Origin of the sequence: Serratia sp. BNK-4, assembly GCF_048685115.1 — a bacterium.
GTDB lineage: Bacteria > Pseudomonadota > Gammaproteobacteria > Enterobacterales > Enterobacteriaceae > Serratia > Serratia bockelmannii.
The window spans coordinates 3688410-3710534 of sequence record NZ_JBLQTM010000001.1 but is presented as its reverse complement, the minus strand read 5'-3'; the positions used below and the strand labels follow the sequence as shown (position 1 = coordinate 3710534).

General features: G+C 60.4%; 21 protein-coding genes. 6 read left to right on the top strand and 15 right to left on the bottom strand.

The window, feature by feature from the left end; genetic code table 11:
• Nucleotides 1–26 precede the first annotated feature (26 nt).
• Nucleotides 27–716 (bottom strand): tRNA-uridine aminocarboxypropyltransferase, encoded by a 690-nt coding sequence (locus tag ACMGGW_RS17810; RefSeq protein ID WP_038629863.1) that lies wholly within the window; start codon nt 714–716, stop codon nt 27–29.
• Nucleotides 717–831: 115 nt separating this feature from the next.
• A complete protein-coding gene (gene trxC, locus ACMGGW_RS17805) occupies nt 832–1251 on the bottom strand; it encodes a thioredoxin TrxC (protein WP_004928868.1) in 420 nt (139 codons plus the stop codon).
• 207 nt (nt 1252–1458) lie between these two features.
• On the opposite strand from trxC, the gene ACMGGW_RS17800 reads away from it, so the two are divergent.
• On the top strand, nt 1459–2547 hold the full coding sequence (locus ACMGGW_RS17800) for a tRNA/rRNA methyltransferase (protein WP_025304005.1): 1089 nt from the start codon (nt 1459–1461) through the stop codon (nt 2545–2547).
• Between the two features lie 60 nt (nt 2548–2607).
• Here the strand turns inward: ACMGGW_RS17800 and emrB are convergent, their stop codons facing one another.
• From emrB to ACMGGW_RS17765, 7 genes are all read right to left on the bottom strand, one after another.
• On the bottom strand, nt 2608–4146 hold the full coding sequence (gene emrB, locus ACMGGW_RS17795) for a multidrug efflux MFS transporter permease subunit EmrB (RefSeq protein WP_043143795.1): 1539 nt from the start codon (nt 4144–4146) through the stop codon (nt 2608–2610).
• 17 nt (nt 4147–4163) lie between these two features.
• Nucleotides 4164–5336: a multidrug efflux MFS transporter periplasmic adaptor subunit EmrA gene (gene emrA / locus ACMGGW_RS17790; RefSeq protein ID WP_043143796.1), complete on the bottom strand. Its 1173-nt coding sequence runs from the start codon at nt 5334–5336 to the stop codon at nt 4164–4166.
• Nucleotides 5337–5359: 23 nt separating this feature from the next.
• Entirely contained in the window at nt 5360–6811 is a 1452-nt protein-coding gene (locus ACMGGW_RS17785; protein ID WP_025304002.1) for an efflux transporter outer membrane subunit, read from the bottom strand.
• Nucleotides 6812–6838: 27 nt separating this feature from the next.
• Nucleotides 6839–7357 carry a transcriptional repressor MprA gene (mprA, locus tag ACMGGW_RS17780; protein ID WP_025160249.1) on the bottom strand — a complete coding sequence of 173 codons (519 nt, stop codon included), beginning with the start codon at nt 7355–7357 and terminating at the stop codon, nt 6839–6841.
• A gap of 161 nt (nt 7358–7518) precedes the next feature.
• On the bottom strand, nt 7519–7866 hold the full coding sequence (gene ygaH, locus ACMGGW_RS17775) for an L-valine transporter subunit YgaH (RefSeq protein WP_025304001.1): 348 nt from the start codon (nt 7864–7866) through the stop codon (nt 7519–7521).
• A complete protein-coding gene (locus ACMGGW_RS17770) occupies nt 7856–8602 on the bottom strand; it encodes an AzlC family ABC transporter permease (RefSeq protein WP_025304000.1) in 747 nt (248 codons plus the stop codon). The genes ygaH and ACMGGW_RS17770 overlap by 11 nt, the downstream gene beginning before the upstream one ends.
• Before the next feature lie 121 nt (nt 8603–8723).
• The gene (locus ACMGGW_RS17765; RefSeq protein ID WP_197832407.1) at nt 8724–9923 is read right to left on the bottom strand and encodes an MFS transporter; all 1200 of its coding nucleotides are present in this window, start codon (nt 9921–9923) and stop codon (nt 8724–8726) included.
• Between the two features lie 105 nt (nt 9924–10028).
• On the opposite strand from ACMGGW_RS17765, the gene ACMGGW_RS17760 reads away from it, so the two are divergent.
• Nucleotides 10029–10907, top strand: a complete 879-nt coding sequence (locus ACMGGW_RS17760; RefSeq protein WP_016929849.1) for a LysR family transcriptional regulator — start codon at nt 10029–10031, stop codon at nt 10905–10907.
• A gap of 30 nt (nt 10908–10937) precedes the next feature.
• On the opposite strand, the gene proX is transcribed toward ACMGGW_RS17760, so the two are convergent.
• The 5 genes from proX to ACMGGW_RS17735 all read right to left on the bottom strand — a co-directional run bounded on the left by proX (nt 10938) and on the right by ACMGGW_RS17735 (nt 17029).
• Complete coding sequence (gene proX / locus ACMGGW_RS17755; protein ID WP_025303998.1) at nt 10938–11939, bottom strand: glycine betaine/L-proline ABC transporter substrate-binding protein ProX; 1002 nt, start codon at nt 11937–11939, stop codon at nt 10938–10940.
• Nucleotides 11940–12008: 69 nt separating this feature from the next.
• Nucleotides 12009–13115, bottom strand: a complete 1107-nt coding sequence (proW, locus tag ACMGGW_RS17750; protein ID WP_025303997.1) for a glycine betaine/L-proline ABC transporter permease ProW — start codon at nt 13113–13115, stop codon at nt 12009–12011.
• On the bottom strand, nt 13108–14310 hold the full coding sequence (gene proV, locus ACMGGW_RS17745) for a glycine betaine/L-proline ABC transporter ATP-binding protein ProV (RefSeq protein WP_016929846.1): 1203 nt from the start codon (nt 14308–14310) through the stop codon (nt 13108–13110). Before proV ends, proW begins: the two co-directional genes overlap by 8 nt.
• Before the next feature lie 407 nt (nt 14311–14717).
• The gene (locus ACMGGW_RS17740) at nt 14718–15404 is read right to left on the bottom strand and encodes a response regulator (protein WP_049209597.1); all 687 of its coding nucleotides are present in this window, start codon (nt 15402–15404) and stop codon (nt 14718–14720) included.
• Nucleotides 15405–15436: 32 nt separating this feature from the next.
• Complete coding sequence (locus tag ACMGGW_RS17735) at nt 15437–17029, bottom strand: ATP-binding protein (RefSeq protein ID WP_197759332.1); 1593 nt, start codon at nt 17027–17029, stop codon at nt 15437–15439.
• Between the two features lie 326 nt (nt 17030–17355).
• Here ACMGGW_RS17735 and ACMGGW_RS17730 point away from each other — a divergent pair, with 326 nt between their 5' ends.
• Nucleotides 17356–18711: a 2-hydroxycarboxylate transporter family protein gene (locus tag ACMGGW_RS17730; protein WP_049205223.1), complete on the top strand. Its 1356-nt coding sequence runs from the start codon at nt 17356–17358 to the stop codon at nt 18709–18711.
• A gap of 98 nt (nt 18712–18809) precedes the next feature.
• Here the strand turns inward: ACMGGW_RS17730 and ACMGGW_RS17725 are convergent, their stop codons facing one another.
• On the bottom strand, nt 18810–19781 hold the full coding sequence (locus ACMGGW_RS17725) for a patatin-like phospholipase family protein (protein WP_060448130.1): 972 nt from the start codon (nt 19779–19781) through the stop codon (nt 18810–18812).
• Between the two features lie 206 nt (nt 19782–19987).
• On the opposite strand from ACMGGW_RS17725, the gene ACMGGW_RS17720 reads away from it, so the two are divergent.
• The 3 genes from ACMGGW_RS17720 (at nt 19988) to ACMGGW_RS17710 (ending at nt 22085) form a co-directional block, all read left to right on the top strand.
• Nucleotides 19988–20932, top strand: coding sequence for an MBL fold metallo-hydrolase (locus ACMGGW_RS17720; RefSeq protein ID WP_197832408.1), 945 nt, complete (start codon nt 19988–19990; stop codon nt 20930–20932).
• A 153-nt stretch (nt 20933–21085) separates the two neighbouring features.
• Nucleotides 21086–21826 carry an SDR family oxidoreductase gene (locus ACMGGW_RS17715; RefSeq protein WP_049205218.1) on the top strand — a complete coding sequence of 247 codons (741 nt, stop codon included), beginning with the start codon at nt 21086–21088 and terminating at the stop codon, nt 21824–21826.
• A gap of 64 nt (nt 21827–21890) precedes the next feature.
• Nucleotides 21891–22085: a DUF1289 domain-containing protein gene (locus ACMGGW_RS17710; protein ID WP_127146532.1), complete on the top strand. Its 195-nt coding sequence runs from the start codon at nt 21891–21893 to the stop codon at nt 22083–22085.
• Nucleotides 22086–22125 lie beyond the last annotated feature (40 nt).

Genomic DNA, 22125 nt, shown 5'->3' with positions numbered 1-22125 from the left:
TACGCCTGATTTTAGGCGCTTTATGGCTACATTGCTGTGACCGGTGCCTCCGGCCGGGTCGGTTTTCCCGCCAGATACTGTTGACGGAAATAGCGGAAATGCTGATTCAATCCGTCGGCGGCCGGCAGATCGCCCGCCTGTTGCAACAGGGCTGCGGCCACTTCCGCCGTACAGTGCTGCTCGGCGCGGCTGGCTTCGCGCAGCTGATAGTCGGATGCGGCATCGACGTTGAGTGAAAACACCGGGAATTGATTGAGATACGGGCTTTTACGGAACATTTTGCGCGCTTCTGCCCAGGTGCCGTCCAGCATGATGAACAGCGGCGGTTTACCGCCGACGGGCAGCTCATTGAACACCGGCCGTTCGGCGTCGGCGTAGGACGCGGGGAACACCACATAAGGCTGCCGCGTCGGATCGTTGATGGCTGCCAGCAGGGCGGGATCGACCTCGGTACGCGACCAGAGGAACGCCTGGGTGTCCGGCAGGATATCGGCGATCAGGCGCCCGGTGTTGCTGGGCTTGAGCGGCTCGGCGCCGAACATGATCAGGCAGAAGCGGCTGCCGGCCTGCTGCGGGCGAATGGTGTCACACAGGCAGTTTTTATGCGGCAGCAGGCAACCCTGACAACGCGCCACCCGGCAACCGCGCGCCAAAAAAGGGCGGGTGGCGCGGTCTAAACGGAATTGGCGCAGGCGAAGTACGGCGTTGTCGGTCATAACGATCCTGGGGGAAAAACCGCTATTGTAACGCAGAAAAAAGCCCGCCGGGAGGGGCGGGCTCGATCGGGGCGCGTTCGCGCGCGATGGCGGGATACGGCCTATACTTGCGGAATCACACTAACTCGTTGAGCCAGTTGTCAAACGGCGCCTTCGGCATCGCGCCGTTGAGCATGTCGACCATCTTGCCCTGACGGAACACCATGATGGTCGGGATGCTGCGGATGCGGAAACGGGCGCTCAGCTCCGGTTCGGCTTCGGTGTTCACTTTCACGAAGCGCACTTTGCCGGCGCGCTCTTCGGCCACGTCTTCAAAGATCGGCGCAAAGCTGCGGCACGGGCCGCACCACGGCGCCCAGAAATCGACCACGACCGGCAGATCGTCCTGCAGCAACTGGTCCAGCGTGGCGGCGGTGGCGTTGATCACTTCACCGTCGAAGAGCTCGTGGCCGCAGCGGCCGCATTTCGCGTTGTCCGCCAGACGTTCTTCCGGCACACGGTTGGTGGCATTGCAAGCTGCACAAACTGTATTCATGTTGACCTCGGGTACTGAGAAAACCGGGTCCCCGCAACGCGGTTGCGGAGATGTTTCTTTAATGCTGACAATTATCGGCAAAACCCGGCGCGTGAACAATGAGGTTTGTTCAATGGATGTGATAGTTGGGAGCTTTTAGCGCAAGTTGGTGGCTTCGTGCACCAACATCAGGTAATCTTCGCGCCCTGCGCGTTGGTGGAGAAGACAATGAACGATTCATTTAGTGGCAAGAACGGTAAAGTCAAAGTGATGTACGTCCGCAATGACGACGACAATGGCGATGACCGCAACAAGAATAAACGTCCGGCTGGCAAAGGCCGTCCGGCTGACGGTGCGCGCTCGGGCCGCACTGGTCAAGACAAGGCGCGTGGCGGCAACGATCGCCGCGGCGCCGACTCCCGCCGCAGTGAAAGCGATCGTCCTCGCCGTCCGGCGCGCACTGAAGATCGCGGTGGCAACGAGTCACCGTGGAGAACCGTCTCGCGGGCACCGAATGAAGAGCCGGCGTTCGATCACGGTGGCATCAGCGGCAAAAGCTTCATCGATCCGGAACAGCTGCGCCGCCAGCGCGCGGAAGAAACCCGCGTTTACGGTGAAAACGCCTGTCAGGCGCTGTTCGCCAGCCGCCCGGAAGCGATCGTGCGCGCCTGGTTCGTGCAGTCGGTCACGCCGCGCTTCCGTGAAGCGCTGCGCTGGATGGCGGCTAACCGCAAAGCCTACCACGTGGTGGATGAGGAAGAGCTGGCCAAGGCTTCCGGCACTGAGCACCACGGCGGCGTCTGCTTCCTGATCAAAAAGCGTCAGGGCCTGGATGCGCAGACCTACCTGAAAACCGCACCGGCGACCGACTGCGTGCTGGCGCTGGAAGAAGTGGGCAACCCGCACAACCTGGGCGCCATCGTCCGTTCGTGCGCCCACTTCGGCGTCAACGGCGTGCTGCTGCAGGATCCGGCGCTGCTGGAGTCCGGCGCGGCGGTGCGTACCGCAGAAGGCGGCGCGGAGCACATCAAGGCGATCAACGCCGATGATTTCCTGTCGGTGCTGGATACCTTCCGCAAGGCGGGTTACACCATCGTCACCACCTCCAGCCACAAAGGCACCGCGCTGGCGCAGGCCAAGCTGCCGGCCAAGATGGTGCTGGTGCTGGGCCAGGAGCGTGACGGCCTCAGCGACGGCGCCTGGCAACAGGGCGACATGAACGTGTCTATCGGCGGCACCGGCAAAGTGGAAAGCCTGAACGTTTCCGTGGCGACCGGCATTCTGCTGGCGGACTGGTGGCGTCAGAATCAGGCGTAATCTGTTCTACGTCGGATAAAAAAACGGGCGCCCCAGGGCGCCCGTTTCGTTTATTGAAGCTTAGTGAGCGCCGCCGCCCCCACCGCCGCCAGAGCTGAACGGCGGTTTCGCCACCCATACCAGCACCAGCAGTACCAGGAACACCCCGGCCGACAGCCAGAAGATCTCGTTGGCGGAGATGATCAGGCCCTGCGCGGTGATCTCGTTGGCGATATACGCCGACGCCTGCTGCTTGCTCATGCCGAGCTGCTCCAGTTGCCGGTACATCTCCTGCGACTGCGGGTTGTACGGGTTGACGAACTCCGTCAGCTGCGAATGGTGCTGCGATTCGCGCTGCGTCCACAGGGTGGTGGTGATCGAGGTACCGATCGAGCCCGCCAGGGTTCGCGTGAAGTTCGACAGGCTCGATGCCGCCGCCATACGCTCCGGCGGCAGGCCGGACAGCGTAATGGTGGTCAACGGCATGAAGAAGCAGGCGATGGCGAAGCCCTGGACGAACTGCGGCCAGGCGGAAGCGCCGAAGTCCATGCCCGGTTCAAACGTATAGGCGCGCCAGTAGAAGCACACGGCATACATGATGAAGCTGAAGGTCACCAGCCTGCGCATGTCGAGCCGGTTGCCGAACTTGCCGATGATCGGCGACAGCAGCACCGGGATCAGCCCGACCGGCGCCGACGCCAGCCCGGCCCAGGTGGCGGTATAGCCGTACACCTCTTGCAGCAGCTGCGGCAACAGCACGATGGCGCCGAAATACAGCATGTACGCCAGACTGATGCACAGGCAGCCGATGGTGAAGTTGCGCGACTTGAACAGCGACAGATCCACCACCGGATGGTCATCCGTCAGCTCCCAGACCACCAGGAACAACAGCGCTACGACCGCCACGACGGTCAGGGTGATGATCTCGGTCGAGTTGAACCAGTCCAGCTCCTTGCCCTGATCGAGCATCACCTGCAGCGAACCGATGCCGACGATCAGCAGCACCAGTCCAACCGTGTCGATCGGTTTGATCTCGGTTTTGGTTTCTCGCCCCTTCAGCGTCGCCATCGCCGCCATGATAACGAAGGCGCCGATCGGGATGTTGATGAAGAAGATCCAACCCCAATGGTAGTTGTCGCTGATGTAACCGCCGAGGATCGGCCCGAAGATCGGCGCGACGATCACGGTCATCGACCAGAGCGCCAGGGCCATCGCTCGCTTGGCGGGCGGGTAGTTGTTCAGCAACAGGCTCTGCGACAGCGGGATCAGCGGCCCGGCCACCACGCCCTGGATCACGCGGAAGAAGATCAGCATGCCGAGGCTGTTGGAGATGCCGCACAGCCAGGAAGCGAGGACGAACAGCGCGGTGGACCAGAGGAACAGCCGCACTTCGCCGATGCGCTTCGCCAGCCAGCCGGTGATCGGGATCGAGATGGCGTTCGCCACGCCGAACGAGGTGATCACCCAGGTCCCCTGCGAGTTGGAAGACCCGAGGTTACCGGCAATGGTGGGGATCGCCACGTTGGCGATGGTGGAGTCCAGCACCTGCATGAAGGTCGCCATGGCGAGCGCGACCGTCATCCAGGCGAGCTGGGCGCCTTCAAGCGGTTTCTGTGGCAAGATGGCCTCCCGCGCGCTTAGCCGGCGTTCGCATGGATCACGTCGGCGATCAGCTGGTTAACCGGCGCCAGATTCAACGCCAGCGCGTCGCTCTGGTACAGCGGTTTGTCGCGCACCACGTCAGACAGCACGCGGCCGTCCAGATTGGCGGTGTCGACGGTCACCAGCGTCGAAAGACCGATGCGCAGCGGATGATCGGCCACCTGCTTGGCGTCGAGCTCAATACGCACCGGCAGACGTTGCACCACCTTGATCCAGTTGCCGGTGGCGTTCTGGGCCGGCAGCAGCGAGAAGGCGCTGCCGGTGCCCATGTCGATACCGACCACTTTGCCTTGATACACCACGTCGTCACCGTAGACGTCGCTGACTACCGTTGCCGGCTGGCCGATGCGCATGTTGGCGATCTGGGTTTCCTTGAAGTTGGCGTCAACCCAGATGTGATCGGCCGGCACCACCGCCATCAGCGGCGAACCGGCGGCGATCTGCGCGCCGACCTGCACGCTGCGGCGCGAGACATAACCGGTAATGGGGCTGATCACTTTGGTACGCTGCAGCGCCAGCCAGGCATCGCGCATCTGCGCGGCGGCCTGTTGGATTGCCGGCTGCTGTTCCAGCGGGGTATTCAGTACCATCGCCTGGTTGGCGTTGTATTGCTGCACCGCCACTTCCAGCGCGGCCTTGGCGCTGTCGACCGCATCGCGAGCGTGTTGCAGCTCTTCGCGGCCGATGGCGTCAACGCTGCCCAGCACCACGCGGCGTTTCAGATCGTTCTCGGCCTTGCTCAGATCGGTCTTGCGCAGGGCGATGTTGGCCTGATACTGCTTGCTGTTGATGATCAGCTGGTGGGTCTGACGCACGCTGTTGGCCAGGCCGGTTTTGGCGCGTTCAAACGCCTGCTCGGCATCGGTCGGATCGAGCGTCAGCAGTACGTCGCCCTGCTTGACGTAGTCGGTGTTGTCGAAATTGACGCTGTTCACGCTACCGGACACCTGGGCCATGATCTGCACCTGGTTGCCGGAGACGTAGGCGTCGTCGGTTTCCTGATGATGACGCAGCACCAGGAACCAATACACTAAGTAAGCCACCCCTATAACAATGAAAATAACCGTCAGCAACAGCAGCCAAAATTTACGCTGCTTCTTTTTGCCGCTCGGCTGCTGCGGGTTTTGGATTTCCGCGCTCGCGCTCATGGTGTTCTCCAAGCCTTATATTATTATGCTTTCGAATCCGCTGCGGCCGGGGCCTGATAGCCACCGCCCAGCGCACGGATCAGTCCTATCTTCGCCTGCAGTAAGTTGCTGCTGGCATTTAACTCCGCCTGTTGCTGCTGCAATAGCTGCGTCTGGCTGGTCAACAGATCGTCGCGCCCGATAATCCCTGCCTGGTAACGGGCGTTAGCGACCTGATACACCTGTTGCATCGACTGGGCCGCGGACGCCGCCTGCAGCTGCTGTTGCGCAGAACTCTGCTGGATGGTGATGGCGTCGGCGGTTTCCTGTACCGCATTCAGGATGGTTTGGTTATAGGATTCCACCGCTTCGTCATACAGCGCGGATTCCTCGCCCAGCTTGCTGCGCAGCGCCCCGGCGTGGAAGATCGGCAGCGAAATCGCCGGCATCACGTTCCAGGCCTGGCTGGCCGCTTCAAACAGATTCGGGCTGGTGCCACTGGTGTTGGTGGTCATCAGGCCGGCGAAGGCTGAAATGGTCAGGCTGGGGTAAAACTCCTTACGCGCGGCGCTGACGCGCTGGCTGTAAGACTCCACCAGCTGGCGTTGCGCGGCGATGTCCGGGCGTTTGCCCAGCAGATCCGCCGTCAGCTCGCCCTGCGGTGCCATCAGGTTGTCTGCGGGCAACGGCACCTGACGCAGGTGCTGCATGGCGTTCGGCCCTTGGCCCGCCAGCGCGGCGAGCTGGTGTCTGAGCTGTTCGATTTGCGACTGCAGCTGCAGAATCTGCTGTTTAGCGACGTCGGACTGCGCCTGGGTTTGTTGCGGCACGTCGACGCCGGTCAGCCCGGCCTGATAGCGCTGTTGGCGCAGCGCGGTCAGGCGTTCATTGTTGTTCACTTCCTGCTGCAGCAGCTTCTCGAGCGCCAGATTGCTTTGCAGCTGGTAGTAGGCGGACGCCACCGAACTGGTCAGCGTCAGCGCCGCCTGTTCCTGCTCGGCGCGCGCAGCGTTCACTTGCGCTTTGGCGGCGTTCACCTGGTTGCGGTATTTACCCCACCAGTCGAATTCGTACGCCAGGTTCAACCCCAGGGAGTTGGAGCTTGAATAGATCGGCTTATGCGGATACCCCAACCCCATATTGACGTTTTGCGGCACGCGTTGACGCTGGGTGCTGGCGTTCAGATCCAGGTTCGGCCCGTTGGCGGCGTTGGCTTCGCCCACCACGCTCTGCGCTTCGCGCACGCGGGCGGCGGCTTGACGCAGGGTCGGCGAGTTTTGCAGCGTCTGCGTCATCAGGGCATCCAACTGCGGATCCTTGAGGGCGCGCCACCACTGCGGGCTGACGGCCAGCGAACTGACTTTCGGCTGAGCCAACTGCAGGCTCTGCGGATCCATCAGCGTGGATTGCGGGGCAATATTATCGGTAGAAGCACACCCGGCCAGCAGCAATACGGCGAACAGCGGGGTGAATCTCCAGTTAAATGGGGATCGCATAATAGGTACCTGAACAGAAATTGTGAATTAGGATAACTGTTCTGTGATTTCCATTTGATCCAGACGTGCCAGCAATTTGCGCGTCAGCTGTTCCAGCTGTTTTTGCTCATCGTCGGTCAGCGTGGACCACAGGAAATGCAGACATTGGTGCTGCGGCGGCAGCAGTTGACTGAGAAATTCTTCCCCCTGCGGCGTCAGATGCAGATGCAGGCAGCGGCGATCGTTATCGCTTTCACGGCGCTCGATCCAACCGCGTTTCTCCAGCTCGTCGGCGATGCGGGTCGCATTGGTGCGCGAGGAGCCTAAGGCAGAGCTTAGCTCAGAAGGTTGGATGCTGTGGCTCTCCTGCGCATCCAGGGTAATCAGCGCCATAAACAGTGTTTCGTTAATCCCCTGCGCCTTCAGCATCTTGTTGCGATTTTCCAGCAACTTGCCTTGCATGTGCATGCACAGGCGGGTCAGCAGGATTTCCTGATACGGGAAATCTTTCTGCCGGGTGGCGCGGAAATTCAGCATTTGTTCTATGGGGGCAAACGAGCTTTCCATAATTTAGGGCCTCATTAATTTCGTTCGAGATAGTAACGACGGTGACTAATAATGTAAATGTTCAGCCGTGCGGATAATTTAGCAATTCGTGTCATTTGTCAGAGTTTGTAAAGATGTGGCGCATGAAAACGCCAAAGCGAAGCCAAACGTTCGGCGCGGCGTCAGCCTGGACCGAAAAGCATTAACAGCTTTAATGTGACGCCAAAGGCCGTCGCGCCGAGCAGCGTCGACAGAATGATGCTTTTACTGCGGTAGAAGCACAGCGCCAGCGCGGCGAACCCCGCCAACGTCGGCAGCAGCTTGTCCGGTTCGCGCATCACCACCGGCGTGCTGGAGACCACCAGCAGGGCGCAGATCGAGGCGATGCCAATGCTGTCGAGTAGCAGGGCGGCTTTACCGCGTTTGAGGCCGGGCTGGGCGCGCGCCGGCGCCAGCCGCAGCGGCAGATAACGGAACAAGTAATTGGCGCAACCCACCACCAGGCCGATCACCAGCACATCAGTGTTCATGGCTGGCCTCCGCAGGGGCAGGTTGGAACAGAGCGGCGACGCAACCGGCGCCGATGCCGGCCAAAATGGCAACCGGGATGGAGAACAGCACCACGCCGAGCAGCGCACCGGCCAATGAGGCAGCGATGGTCAGGCTCTGCGGGCGCCGGAAAGCGGCCAGCAGGAAACTGAGAAATAGCGCCGGCAGCATGAAGGCCAGCGAGGCCTCGATCACCGGGAACTGCTCCAGCGGGCCGTTGCCGAACAGCGCGCCGAGCGCGGTGCCGGCTACCCAGGAAAGCCAGGAACAGAGCGCGATGCCCAGCATCCAGTTTTCGCTCCAGCTGCGGTTATTGCGCATCAGCTTGGCGGTGGCGGCGGCGAAGACCTCATCGGTCAGACCAAAAGCCCACATTGCCGTTTTACCGGGCGACATGCGCGAGACGATACGGTGACGCAGCGCCGGGCCGTACAGCAGGTGGCGCACGTCCATCGCCATCACCGTCAACGCGGAGACCCACAGCGACATGCCGGCGCTCAGCAGGGCGGTGATCACGAACTGGCTGGCGCCGGCGTAGATGATGCAGGAGAAGAAAAGGCTTTCCAGTGGGGAAAAGCCCAGTTTGACGGCGCTGAGGCCGAAGGCGAACGCCACCGGGACATACCCGATGACGATCGGCAAACTGTCGACGACGCCGTTGGCGAAGGTGGCGCTGACGGCGGGCGGATTGAGGCTGTCTGCAGCTTGGCTTTGCATGGTTGTGGATCGCAGGGTAGATAGGACTTCAATAGTTTATGCCCAGAACATTACCAGAGAGTAAGTAATGTTTATACCCTGCACCGCTAATAAATTTCTTTAGTGACTATTTGCACGATAATCAGATTGTCGCTGGCCCTTGCGGATCGTGGTGCTTGCCGAGCCACCAGGTCAGCAGGTTGAGCAGGCATAACACCCCGCCGGCGGCGGCCACGCCGTACCAGCCGGCATGCTGATAGGCCGAGGCGGAGAGCAGAGAACCGAGCGCGCCGCCGATAAAGTAGCTGGTCATGTAGCCGGCTGTCAGGCGGTTGCGCGCGTCCGGCATGATGCGGTACATCACGCTCTGGTTGGTGACGTGCACCGCCTGCACCGCCAGATCGAGGATCAGAATGCCGGCGATCAGCGCCCATAGCGACTGTTTGGCTAACGCGATAGGGATCCAGGACAGCAGTAACAACACCAGGCCGACGGTGGTGGTCAACCCGGCTTTACCTTTGTCCGCCAGATGCCCGGCGCGCGAAGCGGCCAGCGCCCCGGCGGCGCCCACCAGGCCGAACAGCCCGATCACCCCCTCGGAATAGTTGAACGGCGGCGCGGCGAGCAGAAAGGCCATTGAGGTCCAGAGCACGCTGAAGTTGGCGAACGACAGGGCGCCGAGGATGGCGCGGGTGCGCAGCAGCGGCGTGCGGCAGAACAGGCTGAAGATCGAGGCCAGCAGCTGTGGGTAGTTCAGCCCGGAGTGTTGCTTATAGCGCGGCAGCGCGCGCCACAGGATCAGCGCCATCAGGATCATCAGCACGCTGGCGACCCAGTAGATGGTGCGCCAGCCGCCGAACGACGCCAGCGCGCCCGCGACGGTTCGCGCCAGCAGGATGCCGAGCAGCAGGCCGCTCATGATGATGCCAACGGTCTTGCCGCGCTTTTCCGGGTGGGCCAGCGTGGCGGCCAGCGGCACCAGGATCTGCGCCACTACCGAGAACAGCCCGGTGAGCGCGGTGCCGAGGATCATCATCGGCAGCGTGGCGGAAGTGGCGGTGATCAGCATGCCCCCGGCGGCCAGCAGCGTCATGAACACGATCAGGCCGCGGCGTTCGAACATATCGCCGAGCGGCACCAGCAGCAGCAGGCCGGTGGCGTAACCGAGCTGCGCGGCGGTGACGATAAAGCCGGCCTGGTTGACCGACAGGTTGAAACTGGTGGCGATGGTTTCCAGCAGCGGTTGCGCGTAATAGTTGCTGGCGACCGCCAGGCCGGTGGCGATGGCAATCAGCACGGTCAGCGCCGGGCTGAGGCCCGGATAGGCGTTTTGTGGATTCATGATTTTTTCATCACGGGAAGAAGATAGCGCGCAGTATCCGGCAACGCGTCTGCGGAAACCAATGTATAATTTTCATTTGATTTATCTCATTTTAAGATAGATGCCATGAACCTGAAACAGATCCGCTATGCGCTGGCGGTGGCGGAAGAACAGAGTTTCACCCGGGCGGCGCAGCGCTGCCATACGGTGCAGTCGGCGCTCAGCCACCAGATCGCAAAACTGGAAGAAGAGCTGGGCTGTACGCTGTTTGAACGCACCTCGCGCCGGGTGCGGTTGACCCCCGCCGGCCAGGCTTTCATTCCGTCGGCGCAGCGCCTATTGGCGGCGCAGCAGGCGCTGGTGGAAGAGGTGACCGCCGCCGGCGATGCGGTGTCCGGCACCCTGACCATCGGCACAATTTCAACCATAAACGCGATTGATCTGACCGAAAAGCTCGACAAGTTTCATCGCCACTATCCGGCGGTGAACATCCGCCTGTACGTTGGCATGAGCGAAGCCCTGCTGGAGGATGTGCGTCAGCAGAAGTGCGATATGGCGTTCGTCGGCATCTGGCCCGGCGATGTCGATTTACTGCCGATGTCGCACCGGCAGTTGACCGATGAGCCACTGGTGGCGCTGGTGGCGCCGCAGCACCCGCTGGCCAACCGCGAGCGGGTGAATCTGCAGGCGCTCGCGGAAGTGCCGCTGGTGGATTTCTACAGCGGCACCGGTGCGCGACGCCAAACCGATCGCGCCTTCCAGGCGGCGGGTATCCGCCGGCACGTCAGTTTTGAAATCGATCATATCGAATGGCTGGAAAATCTGGTGCGGCGCGGATTGGCGGCGGGTATCGTACCTGTCTCGACCGCGCAACGCTTAAGTGCGCTGGTGTCGATTCCGATTGAAGACGGGCCGCGGCGCCAGGTGTATTGCATCTGGCCGCAGCCTTTGTCGAACGCCGCCGCACGTTTTTTACAGTTCAGCGGCATCGATATGGCGGGGTAGGGGCGCGGCAAAGGCGGCGCCCCTGAACGGTTACGACTTCGCCGCTTCGGCGGCGGTTTTCACCCAGCCGTCGAAGGTCGCCTGGTGCGCTTTGATCCAGCCGTTAACGTGGTTCTGGATATCGGCTTCCGAAGCCTGGCCTTCATGCATGCGCAGGTTTTGCGCGTTGATGTCGGCGATCGGCAGCTTCATGATGGCGAACAGCTTGGCGGCCGCCGGATTGGCTTCGGCCCACTGCTTGTTGGCGGCGATGCGCATGGTGTTGACCGGGAAGCCGTAGTTGGCGCCGTTAGGCAGCTTGGTGTCGACGTTCTTCTGCTCGCCCGGCAGCGAGGAGAACGGCACCTGCAGCCAGACCACGTCGCGGCCCGGCACCATCACATCGCTGACCCAGTACGGCGTCCAGGTGTAATACAGCACCGGTTTGCCCTCTTTGTAGCGGGTGATGGTGTCGGCGATCATCGCCGCGTAGTTGCCCTGGTTATGCTCGACGGTGTTGCTCAGGCCATAGGCCTTGATGTGGTGGTTGATCACCGCTTCGCAGCCCCAACCCGGGGTGCAGCCAGTCAGATCGGCCTTGCCGTCGCCGTTGGTGTCGAACAGCTTGGCGATCTTGGGATCCTTGAGCTGTTCGACGTTGGTGATGTGATACTGCTCGGCGGTTTTCTTGTCGATCAGGTAACCCTGCGCGGCGCCGTTGACGTAGACGCCTTCGCGGTAGAACTTGGCGTCGCCGCCGGCGGCCTTGTACTGATCGGCGTGCAGCGGGTCCCAGTTGACCGCGATAAAGGTCGCATCGCCGGAGGCAATGGAGGTGTAGGCGACGTTGTAATCCACTTCACGCGGTTCCTTCACGTCGTAACCCAATTTCTCCAGCGCCTTGCTGACCAGCAGCGTCTGGAACGTCTCTTCGGAAATGGTGCTTTGCACCGGCTGTACCGCGATCCCCTTGCCGGGTAAGTCTGCCGCGATGGCGCTCTGTGAGCCAATCAGCGTCGTCAGGGCGAGAGCCCAGATGCCCGTGGTGCGCATAGTGTTTCCCCTCTTTCGATGTGGTGGTGTCATAGCCCGCCGGGGCCGCAGCCGCCGGCGGGAAAAGCGTCAGGCCTGTTTGATGAACGGGCGAGTCAGTAGCCCGATGGGGCCGCGGCGATACCAGCGGCCGATGCCCTTGCTGCGGCGATCGCGCCCCAGCGATTGGGTGAGGCGATCGAGAATGATCGCCAGGATCACGATGCCGACCCCGCCGACGGCGGCCAGGCCCATGTCCAACCGGCCGATGCCGCGCAGCACCATCTGCCCCAGACCGCCGACCGCGATCATCGAGGCAATGACGACCATCGACAGCGCCAACATCAGCGTCTGGTTCACGCCGGCCATGATGGTCGGCATCGCCAGCGGCAGCTGCACCTTGAACAGCAGCTGCCGCGGGCTGGCGCCGAAGGATTCGGCGGCCTCGATCAGATCTTCCGGCACCTGCTTGATGCCCAAAATGGTCAGGCGCACAATCGGCGGCAGCGCGAAGATAATGGTGACCACCACGCCCGGCACGTTGCCGATGCCGAACAGCATGACGATCGGCACCAGGTAAACGAAGGCCGGGGTGGTTTGCATCGCGTCGAGCAGCGGCCTTATCACCTTGGCGGCGTGCTTGCTGCGCGCCAGCCAGATGCCGAGCGGCAGGCCGATAAGAATGCAGAAGAACAGCGCGGTCAGCACCAACGCCAGCGTAACCATCGCCTGCGACCAGGCGCCGATGGCGCCGATGGCGACCAGGGAGAGCAGCGTGGCGGCGCCCATGCCGAGGCCCGAGACCTGCCAGGCGAGCAGCGAGAACACCAGAATGGCGATCGGCGCCGGCATGCCCAGCAGCAATTGCTGGAAGCCACTCAAGATCATATCCACCGGCACGCGAATGCCCTGGAACAGTGGGCGGAAGTGCAGCACCAGCCAGTCGATGCCTTGCGTGACCCAGGAGTCGAACGGCACCCAGGCCTTATGGAACGGGTCGAGCAGGCTGAAGTGTTCAGGCTGCGCCGGGGCGCTGCTGAGCCAATCTGCGCCTTGTCCGGCGGCGTCATGAGCGGCCGGCGGCGGCGCGCTGGACCAGGCGTCGCCGGCGTTGGCGCCGGCATCGTGAGCGGGTGCGGCGCCGGCATCTGCCGGTGCGGTAGCCCAGGGATCTTGGGTTTGCGTGGTATCACTCATTGGTTGAGCCCTCCTTGTCCAACGCCTGCAGCAGCATGGCCTTGGAGATGATGCCGAGATAGTTATGTTCTTCGCTCACCACCGGCACCGCGCAGGGCGCCTGGGCGACCAGGGAAATCAGATCGCTGAGCGGCGTATCGGCCGGCACGGCGGCAGGGGCCTCGAGCAGGGCATCGTCCAGCGTTTGATTGGCGGACAGCGCCTTTTTCAGCGACTCTATCGACACCACGCCAATAAATTTCTTCCCGCGTTCAACAACATAACCATAATCACGGTCCTCATCGCGCAGCAGCTGCAGCGCCGATCGGGGGCCAAAGCCGGGGGTTTTGCGGATCAGCGTCACCGGGCGCCGTTGGGCGATATCCTTGGCGCTGAACACGTGACTGATGTCCACGCCGCGGAAGAAGGTGCGCACATAGTCGTTGGCCGGGTTGTTCAGGATCTCGTCCGGTGTGCCGACCTGGATCACCTCACCGCCCTGCATGATGGCGATGCGATCGCCGATACGCATCGCCTCGTCCAGATCGTGGGAAATAAACACGATGGTGCGCTGATGCTGGGCCTGTAATTTCACCAGCTCATCCTGCATTTCGGTGCGAATTAACGGATCGAGCGCCGAGAAGGCCTCGTCCATCAATAATATATCCGGGTTATTGGCCATGGCGCGGGCTAATCCTACGCGCTGGCGCATACCGCCGGATAATTCATCCGGATAAGACAGCGCATAATTCTCCAGCCCGACCTGACGCAGGGCATCCAGCGCTTTTTCCTGACGTTCCTGCAATGGTATGCCGGCTAATTCCATACCAAAGGCAGTATTATTCAGGACATTCATGTGCGGCATCAGCGCGAATGATTGAAATACCATGCTGATCTTATTTCGCCGCACGGTGCGCAGCGCGGTGTCGGATATTTTGGCGATGTCCTCACCGTCGATCAGCACCTGGCCGCGGGTGGGTTCTATCAGACGATTGAGAAGGCGTACCAGGGTGGACTTGCCGGAACCGGAGAGCCCCATGATGACAAATATCTCGCCTTCTTCAATGGCCAGAGTGGCGTCTTTTACGCCGAGCGATAAGCCGGTTTTTTCAAACAGCCGATCTTTTGTCAGACCTTTATCCAGCAGTTTGAATGCGCGTTCCGGGTGTTCGCCAAATATCTTATACAGGTTCTTTACTTCGAGTTTAATTGCCATGCAATTTGCTGTTTCCTCTGGTTTAATTAACGCGTTATGGGCTGTCCTTAGCAAAATAAAAGAGCTTTTTACCCTAACACAGTGAATATCTGAGACAACCCTCAATGTCATTTAAATGGGATATTAGTGGTTTACATCAAGGTTTTAATTAGTTATGGTAATTTGGCCCGTGACTCAAAATTGACGGCCGTTATTCGCCATAATGGTTTGGTTTTTGGGGAAATAATACGGTGTGGTGCAGAGAAATATTTGGGCGCCGCGCCTGCCGTTCGGATAATAAAAAACCCGACCAGAGGCCGGGTAAAAAGTCATCAGTATTTCATCAGTTTTAACGACAGGTGCCGATATCGAGGGGGATATCGTCGAGCGCTATGTTATCGCCGTAATATGACAGCCAGATGGCAGCCTCAGGCCTTGCGGTACAGCCGCCGCGGATGGCCGATATTGCCGTACAACATCTCTACCCGCACGAACTGGGTGGCGACGCAATATTCCAGATAACGCCGGGCGGTGGTCTTGCTGATGCCGGCCTGCTCAACCACGTCTTCCACCGCATGCGCTACCGTCGGCTGGGCGATAAACAGCGCCTGCACCAGCTCAAGGGTATTGGTTTCGATGCCTTTGGCGCTCGGCTCGCTGGAGAACTGCTTCGACTGCAGGTTGTACAGCGCATCGACGTTATCCTGATCGATGATCTTGAAGGTACGCTGGGTCTGTACGAACTGCATGAAACGTTCGAGCGAATTGCGCAGCCGCTTGTAGGACACCGGCTTGATGATGTAGTCGAAGGCGCCGTTGCGGATCGCTTGGCTGCAGGTATGCATGTCGCTGGCGGCGGTGATGAAGATCACCGAACAGGCGGGGTTCTTCACCGCCGGCTCTTCCATCAGCTCGATGCCCTGACCGTCCGGCAGAAAGTTATCCAGCAGGATCAGGCGCGGCTGGTGCGCGTTGGCTTTGGCTCGCGCTTCGGCCAGCGTAGCGGCGTAAGCCACCACCCGCAGGTTGAAATTTTTCTCGATGAACTCCGCGTGCAGCGTCGCCAGTTGCGGCTCGTCTTCCACGATCAGAACGTCCAGTGCTTGGTGTGACATAATCGGGTGCTCAAAAAATCGGGTTATGGGTTTTATTTAGGGATAAATATAGAGAATATCGCGCCGTGCGGCTCGTTGTCCGACACTTCTATGCTGCCATGCGCCTGCGCCACGTGGCTGGCGACCAGATGCAGGCCGATGCCGTGGTCGCTTTTATCCGCTTTGGTGGTGACGCCCTGTTCAAACAGCGTATCACGAATCTCCTCAGCGATGCCGGTACCGCGATCCGCCACCTCGATCACCAGCTCGTCGCTGCCATCGCTGATATAGAGTTCGATCGCATCGTGCGGCGCCGGGCGGTGCAGCGTCGCCTCCACCGCATTATCCAGCAGGTTGCCGACGATCGACATCAGTTCGGTCTCATTCAGCGCCGCCGGGATCTGCCGCAGCTGGCAGGCCGGATCGAAGCGCAGCTCGATGCCTTTTTCTCTGGCGCTGGAATATTTGCCCAGCAGCAGGCCGCACAGCGCCGCCGAACTGAAGCGCTGCGAGATGAAATCGAGGATCTCCTGCGCGCCCTCCGACTGGGCTTCCACATAGCGAATAGCCTCGTCGTAGCGCTGCATATGCAACAGCCCGGCCAGCGTGGCGGTCCAGTTCAGCTGCTCGTGGCGCATGATGCGCAGGTTGTCGGCATAGCGTTTCACCTGGCTGAGCTGGCTGCTCAGGGTATTGATGTCGTTCTTGTCGCGGAAGCTGATCACCCAGCCTTGCAGCTCCTGCTCCTGCATGATGCGCACCCGGCTGGCGATCACCCGCACGTGGTTGAAGCGGCACACCTCGTCGTGCGTATCCAGGCCCAGTTGCGCGGCGGCGAAGAAGTTCGGCTGCGCCTGGATCACGTCGCCGATTGGTCGGCCCAGCAAGCTGGCGGCGGGCTGGTGTAGATCCAATAGCTCGCGCGCCGCATGGTTGATGGTGATGATCCGCAATTGCGGATCGATGGCGATCACGCCCTCATAAATGGCTTCCAGCAGCGCTTTTTGCTGGCGCACCAGCAGCGCGATCTCTTTCGGTTCCAGCCAGAACATCTGGCGCTTGAGATTTTTCGACAGCAGCCAGGAAAAAACGAACAGGGCAATCAGCAGCAGCACGATAGAGCCGATAATTTGCGTCAACGTCCTGGCATTTAAATTATCGATATGCGATTTCAAATAACCGACGGAAACGATGCCGATCACCTGATTATTTTCATCCAGGATCGGCGCCTTGCTGCGTAATGATACGCCGATGCCGCCCTTGCGAATGGAAATAATGCTTTTCCCTTCCAGCACCTCTTTATTATCGCCGCCGATCATCGGTGTGCCCAGGCGGCCTTCGTATTCGGAATGATAAAGATGGCGGGCATGATTATCGCCGATGACGATATAGCTGGCGTCGCTGCTGGCGCGGATTTTTTTCATCAACGCAGCGATCCTGGCGGCGTCGTTGTTTTCCACCGCGTCCACCAGCGAAGGGATAAGGGCGATTTCCCGTGCCTGCACCTGGGCGCGGGCGCCGAGATCGCGGTGCAGTTGCGCATCCAACTGGTAATAGGTATAGGCGCCGATACAGGTCAGCAGCAGGCAGGAGAAGGCCACCAGGCACAGAAACAGTTTGATTTGAAATGAGAGTTTGAGGCGCATGGTGGAGCTTCACCGTAAAGAGATCCTGAAGCCTTACCCTATCACGATAAGCGGGGTCTGTAATATTGCGCTCGATCAACTTGTGATCCCTCACACGGGATTAGAGTGAACCGGACGAGGATTGTTCGCCTGCGATAAAATTAATAAGTTTTAAAATAAAAACGGTATTAACACCATTAAAACCGCTTTGGTTTTTACATAATCTTAATTAACCCCATAGAAACCATAACCACCATTAAAAACCCTTTTTAACTTTGAACATAATCACAGCAGATAATCCGTGCGCTTCTCTATGATGGCTGAACAAACTAATAAGAGGCCAGATTATGAGCACAACAGATGATTCTTACCTCGTAGCCAAAGACAAGACCGCTGATATTCCTCTGCGTGAGAAATGGTGGCGGATACTGGACAATTATAAAGTAGGGATTATTCCGTTACCGTTCTTTATTCTGGCCGGCGTATTGATTCTGCTCGACTGCCTGGAAGGCAAGTTGCCGAGCGATATCGTGGTGATGGTGGCCACCCTGGCGTTCTTCGGCTTCGCCTGCGGCGAATTCGGCAAGCGCCTGCCGCTGATCGGCAAAATGGGCGCGGCGGCAATCTGCGCCACCTTCATTCCTTCCGCGCTGGTGCACTATGGCCTGTTGCCGGACGTGGTGGTGGAATCGACCACCAAGTTCTACAAATCGACCAACATTCTTTATCTCTACATCTGCTGCATCATCGTCGGCAGCATCATGAGCATGAACCGCCAGGTGCTGATCCAGGGCTTCCTGCGCATCTTCATCCCCATGCTGTGCGGCGAGATCGTCGGCATGCTGGTGGGGATGGGCGTTGGCATGGCGCTGGGCCTGGAACCGTTCCAGATCTTCTTCTTCCTGATCCTGCCGATCATGGCCGGCGGCGTAGGTGAAGGGGCGATCCCGCTGTCGATGGGCTACGCGGCGATCCTACACATGGAACAGGGCGTGGCGCTGGGGCGCATTCTGCCTATCGTGATGCTCGGCAGCCTGACCGCTATCGTCATCGCCGGCCTGCTTAACCAGCTGGGCAAGCGTTATCCGCACCTGACCGGCGAAGGCAGCCTGATGCCGAGCAAGCAGGGCGACAGCGACATGAGCGCGGTGGAAAAAATCAGCGGCAAGGTGGACGTCAGCACCATCGCCTGCGGCGCGCTGTTGGCCATTCTGCTGTATATGGTGGGCATGCTGCTGCACCGTCTGATCGGCCTGCCGGCGCCGGTGGGCATGCTGTTCGCCGCCGTGGCGGTGAAGCTGGCGCACGGGGTATCGCCACGCATTCAGGAAGGCTCGCAGGTGGTGTACAAATTCTTCCGCACCGCCGTGACTTATCCGATCCTGTTCGCGGTCGGGGTGGCTATCACGCCGTGGCAGGAGCTGGTGGACGCGTTCACCGTACAGAATCTGATCGTGATCGTCACCACCGTCAGCGCGCTGGTGGCGACCGGTTTCTTCGTCGGCAAGAAAATCGGCATGCATCCTATCGACGTGGCGATTGTCTCCTGCTGCCAGAGCGGGCAGGGCGGCACCGGCGACGTCGCGATCCTCACCGCCGGTAACCGCATGTCGCTGATGCCGTTCGCCCAGATCGCAACCCGTATCGGCGGCGCTATCAACGTCTCGCTGTCGCTGCTGGTATTAGCCAAGTTCTTCGTATAACTCCTATAAATCCTTAGCGTTACTTTGCCTTTCCCCGCCCCCGCGGGGATTTTTTTTGCCCGCGCGCCGGCCGTACGCGCGGGCAGGGATAATACCGGTTACGCTGCCTGTTTCATGGCAGCGTCATACCACGCGAAGTAGCGCTCTACGCCGCGACGGCCGGATTCGATCAGCGCGCGTTTCTTCTCCTCGCTGATGCCGAACTCCAGCGTGCCGACGTCGAGCGTATCGACATACACGGTGCGCTTCCAGTCATCGCTGTCCAGATGCACCTTGGTTTGGATGTCCAGCATCACGTTGGCCACCGCCAGGGTGAAATCAAACAGGTTGTTGACCGGCGTGCGCGGGCCGGCCTGACCGGCGGCCTGGGCGATTTCGCCGGCGGAGTCGAGGCGAAGGCCCAGGGTGCGGGTGTTGATGCGTTGGCTGGAGGCGTCGATGTAAGGCGGCGTGGCGGAGAAGTCATAGTCGAACAGCCGCACCGGGTAGTTGTCGATCATGCCGCCATCGATGCACAGGTCGCCCAGGGTATTGTTCTTCGCCACGAAGGCGAACGGGAACGACATCGAAATGCGCAGGCCGTCCGCCACTTTCATGCGCGGCGTGGTACGGTGAGAATAAACCTCTCGCTGGCCGCTGTTGAGGTTGGCGCCGATAAAGTAAATCGACTTGAACCCTTTCGCCGCCTTCATCGCTTCGAACTGCTCGAAGGTGATATCCGGGTTGCCGGTATATTGCTTGATAATATCGCGTGACCATTGATAGAAATAATCGCCGGGCGCGATGCCGTATTGATTAAACAGGCGGTAGGCATCCTGGAGCGTACCGAAAAAGCCGCCGTTATAATCGAGGAATTTTTTAAAATCCATCGCCGACAGAATTTTGGTGACGTCCGCCGAGCTGCAGCCCAGGCCGACCAGCAGCGCGGCGATGGCGCCCGCCGAGGCGCCGGAGGTTTGCTTGATCTGCGGCATGATGCCTTTGGCTTCCAGCAATTCCAGCGCGCCGCCATAGGCGATGCCTTTTACGCCGCCGCCTTCAAAGACCAGGTTTTCGAATTGGTAGTTCATGATATTTCCTCACTCGTGGTTTAGGGAGTAAGAAAAATAACGAAGTGGCGAGCGAGAAAATATTGATTGGGGTTGTGTGAGTCGGCAAACAAAATTATTCACAATAAATATATTGTTCATATATTTATCAAAGGCATTTATTAAACAGGCGCATCGGGATTTTTGCGTCAATACTTAGCGCTGTTCAATTCTCGCAAGGAGTCATCATGTTCTGGAAACGTTGTCTGCTGGGCGCGGCGCTGGCCGTTATGTCATTACAGGCCGGGGCCGCCGCGCCGCAGGCTAAAACCCCGACGCCGGGATTTTATCGCATCATGCTGGGCAGTTTTGAAGTGACCGCGTTGTCCGACGGCATCATTCGTTTGCCGGCGGACAAGCTGTTGCTAAACACCACGCCGCAGCAGATCGCCGCCGGGTTGGCCGAGCGGCATCAAAGCCTGCCGGTGGTCACCTCGGTCAATGCCTATCTGATCAATACCGGCGATAAGCTGGTGATGATCGACAGCGGCGCCGGCCAACTGCTGGGCGACGGCCTGGGCAAGCTGGTGGATAACCTGCGCGCGGCGGGTTACCAGCCGGAGCAGGTGGATGAGATCTACCTGACCCACATGCACCCGGACCATCTCGGCGGCCTGACGCACGACGGCAAGGCGGTATTCCCCAATGCGGTGGTGCGCGCCGCCAGCCAGGACGCGGACTTCTGGCTAAGCGCGGACAAACTGAAACAGGCTAGCGCGGGCAGTAAAAGCAACTTCGAACGGGCTCAGGCGGCGATCAAGCCGTATCAGGCGGCCGGCCACTTTAAGCCGTTCAGCGGCGACGGTGAGCTTTCCCCGGGCATTGCCGCCTTTGCCGCCCACGGCCATACGCCGGGACACAGCGTGTATCAGGTGGCCAGCCAGGGCCAGAAGCTGTTGCTGTTGGGGGATCTTATCCACGTGGCAGCGGTGCAGTTGCCGCATCCGAAGGTGGCTATCAGCTTTGATAATGACGCCAAGGCGGCGGTCGCTCAGCGGCTGCGGATATTTGGCGACAGCGCGCGGCAGAGCGAGCTGGTGGGGGGCGCACACCTGTCGTTCCCGGGGTTGGGGTATCTGAACCGCCAGGGCGACGGTTACACCTGGGTGCCATTGAACTACGGCGCGCTGTAAGGGAGATGGCCGCCCAACGGGCGGCCATCGTAAGCGCCTTGGGGACATTGTTCGATAATTTGGGATGATGATGCCAGAGAATCGGGGCTTATTCGCCGTGATAAAGAGTGCATGATTAACGTTACCCTCGTCGTTTTCTTTAAGGATCTCCCGATGAATCAGAAAACTCCCTCCGTCGCCATCGTCACCGGCGCATCGCGCGGTATCGGCGCCGCCATCGCCGAGCGCCTGGCCGCCGATGGCTTTGCCGTCATCATCAACTATTCGGGCAACCCGGCGCCGGCCTATGAGCTGGTGGGCAAGATAGAACAGCGCGGCGGCCGCGCCTTGAGCATCAAGGCCGACGTCAGCGATGCGGCTGCGGTTGCCCAGCTGTTCGACAGCGCCGAACAGGCGTTTGGCGGCGTCGACGTTCTGGTCAATAACGCCGGGGTGATCGCGCTAGCGCCGGTGGCGGACATGCATGATGAAGACGTGGATCGCCTGCTCGACATCAACCTGAAAGGCAGCTTCAATGCGATGCGCGAGGCGGCGAAGCGCCTGCGCGACAACGGCCGCATCATCAACTTCTCTTCCAGCGTGGTGGGGTTGCTGCAGCCGGGTTACGGTATGTATGCCGCCAGTAAGGCGGCGATCGAAGCGCTGACCAGCGTGCTGGCGAAAGAGCTGCGCGGCCGCAATATCACGGTGAACGCTGTCGCGCCGGGGCCGACCGCCACCGGCTTGTTCCTCGACGGTAAAACCCCGGAGCTTATCGAGCGGCTGGCGAAGATGGCGCCGCTGGAGCGCCTGGGCACGCCGGAAGATATTGCCGCGGCGGTGGCGTTCCTTGCCGGGGCTGACGGCGGCTGGATCAACGGCCAAACCCTGCGCGCCAACGGCGGCATCATCTGATTGACGACGCGCCGCCGCAGGATCGGGTATCCTGTGGCGGAACTCATCACATCAAGGGCAGCGTATGGCGGGCGACAATCAGCAATTCCAGCACGGCGTGAGATCGCCCTGCGTCAGCCTGTGCCGCATCGACGACGAAACCCAGCAGTGCCGGGGATGCCGGCGCACGCGGGCGGAAATCGCCGCCTGGCCGACCGCCAGCGACGCGGAGAAACTCGCTATTTGGCGGCAGCTTGAGCTGCGTCAATCGGTGAAATAATCCTCTGCATTATTGCGCTGTCAGACTTCATGTAGCACAA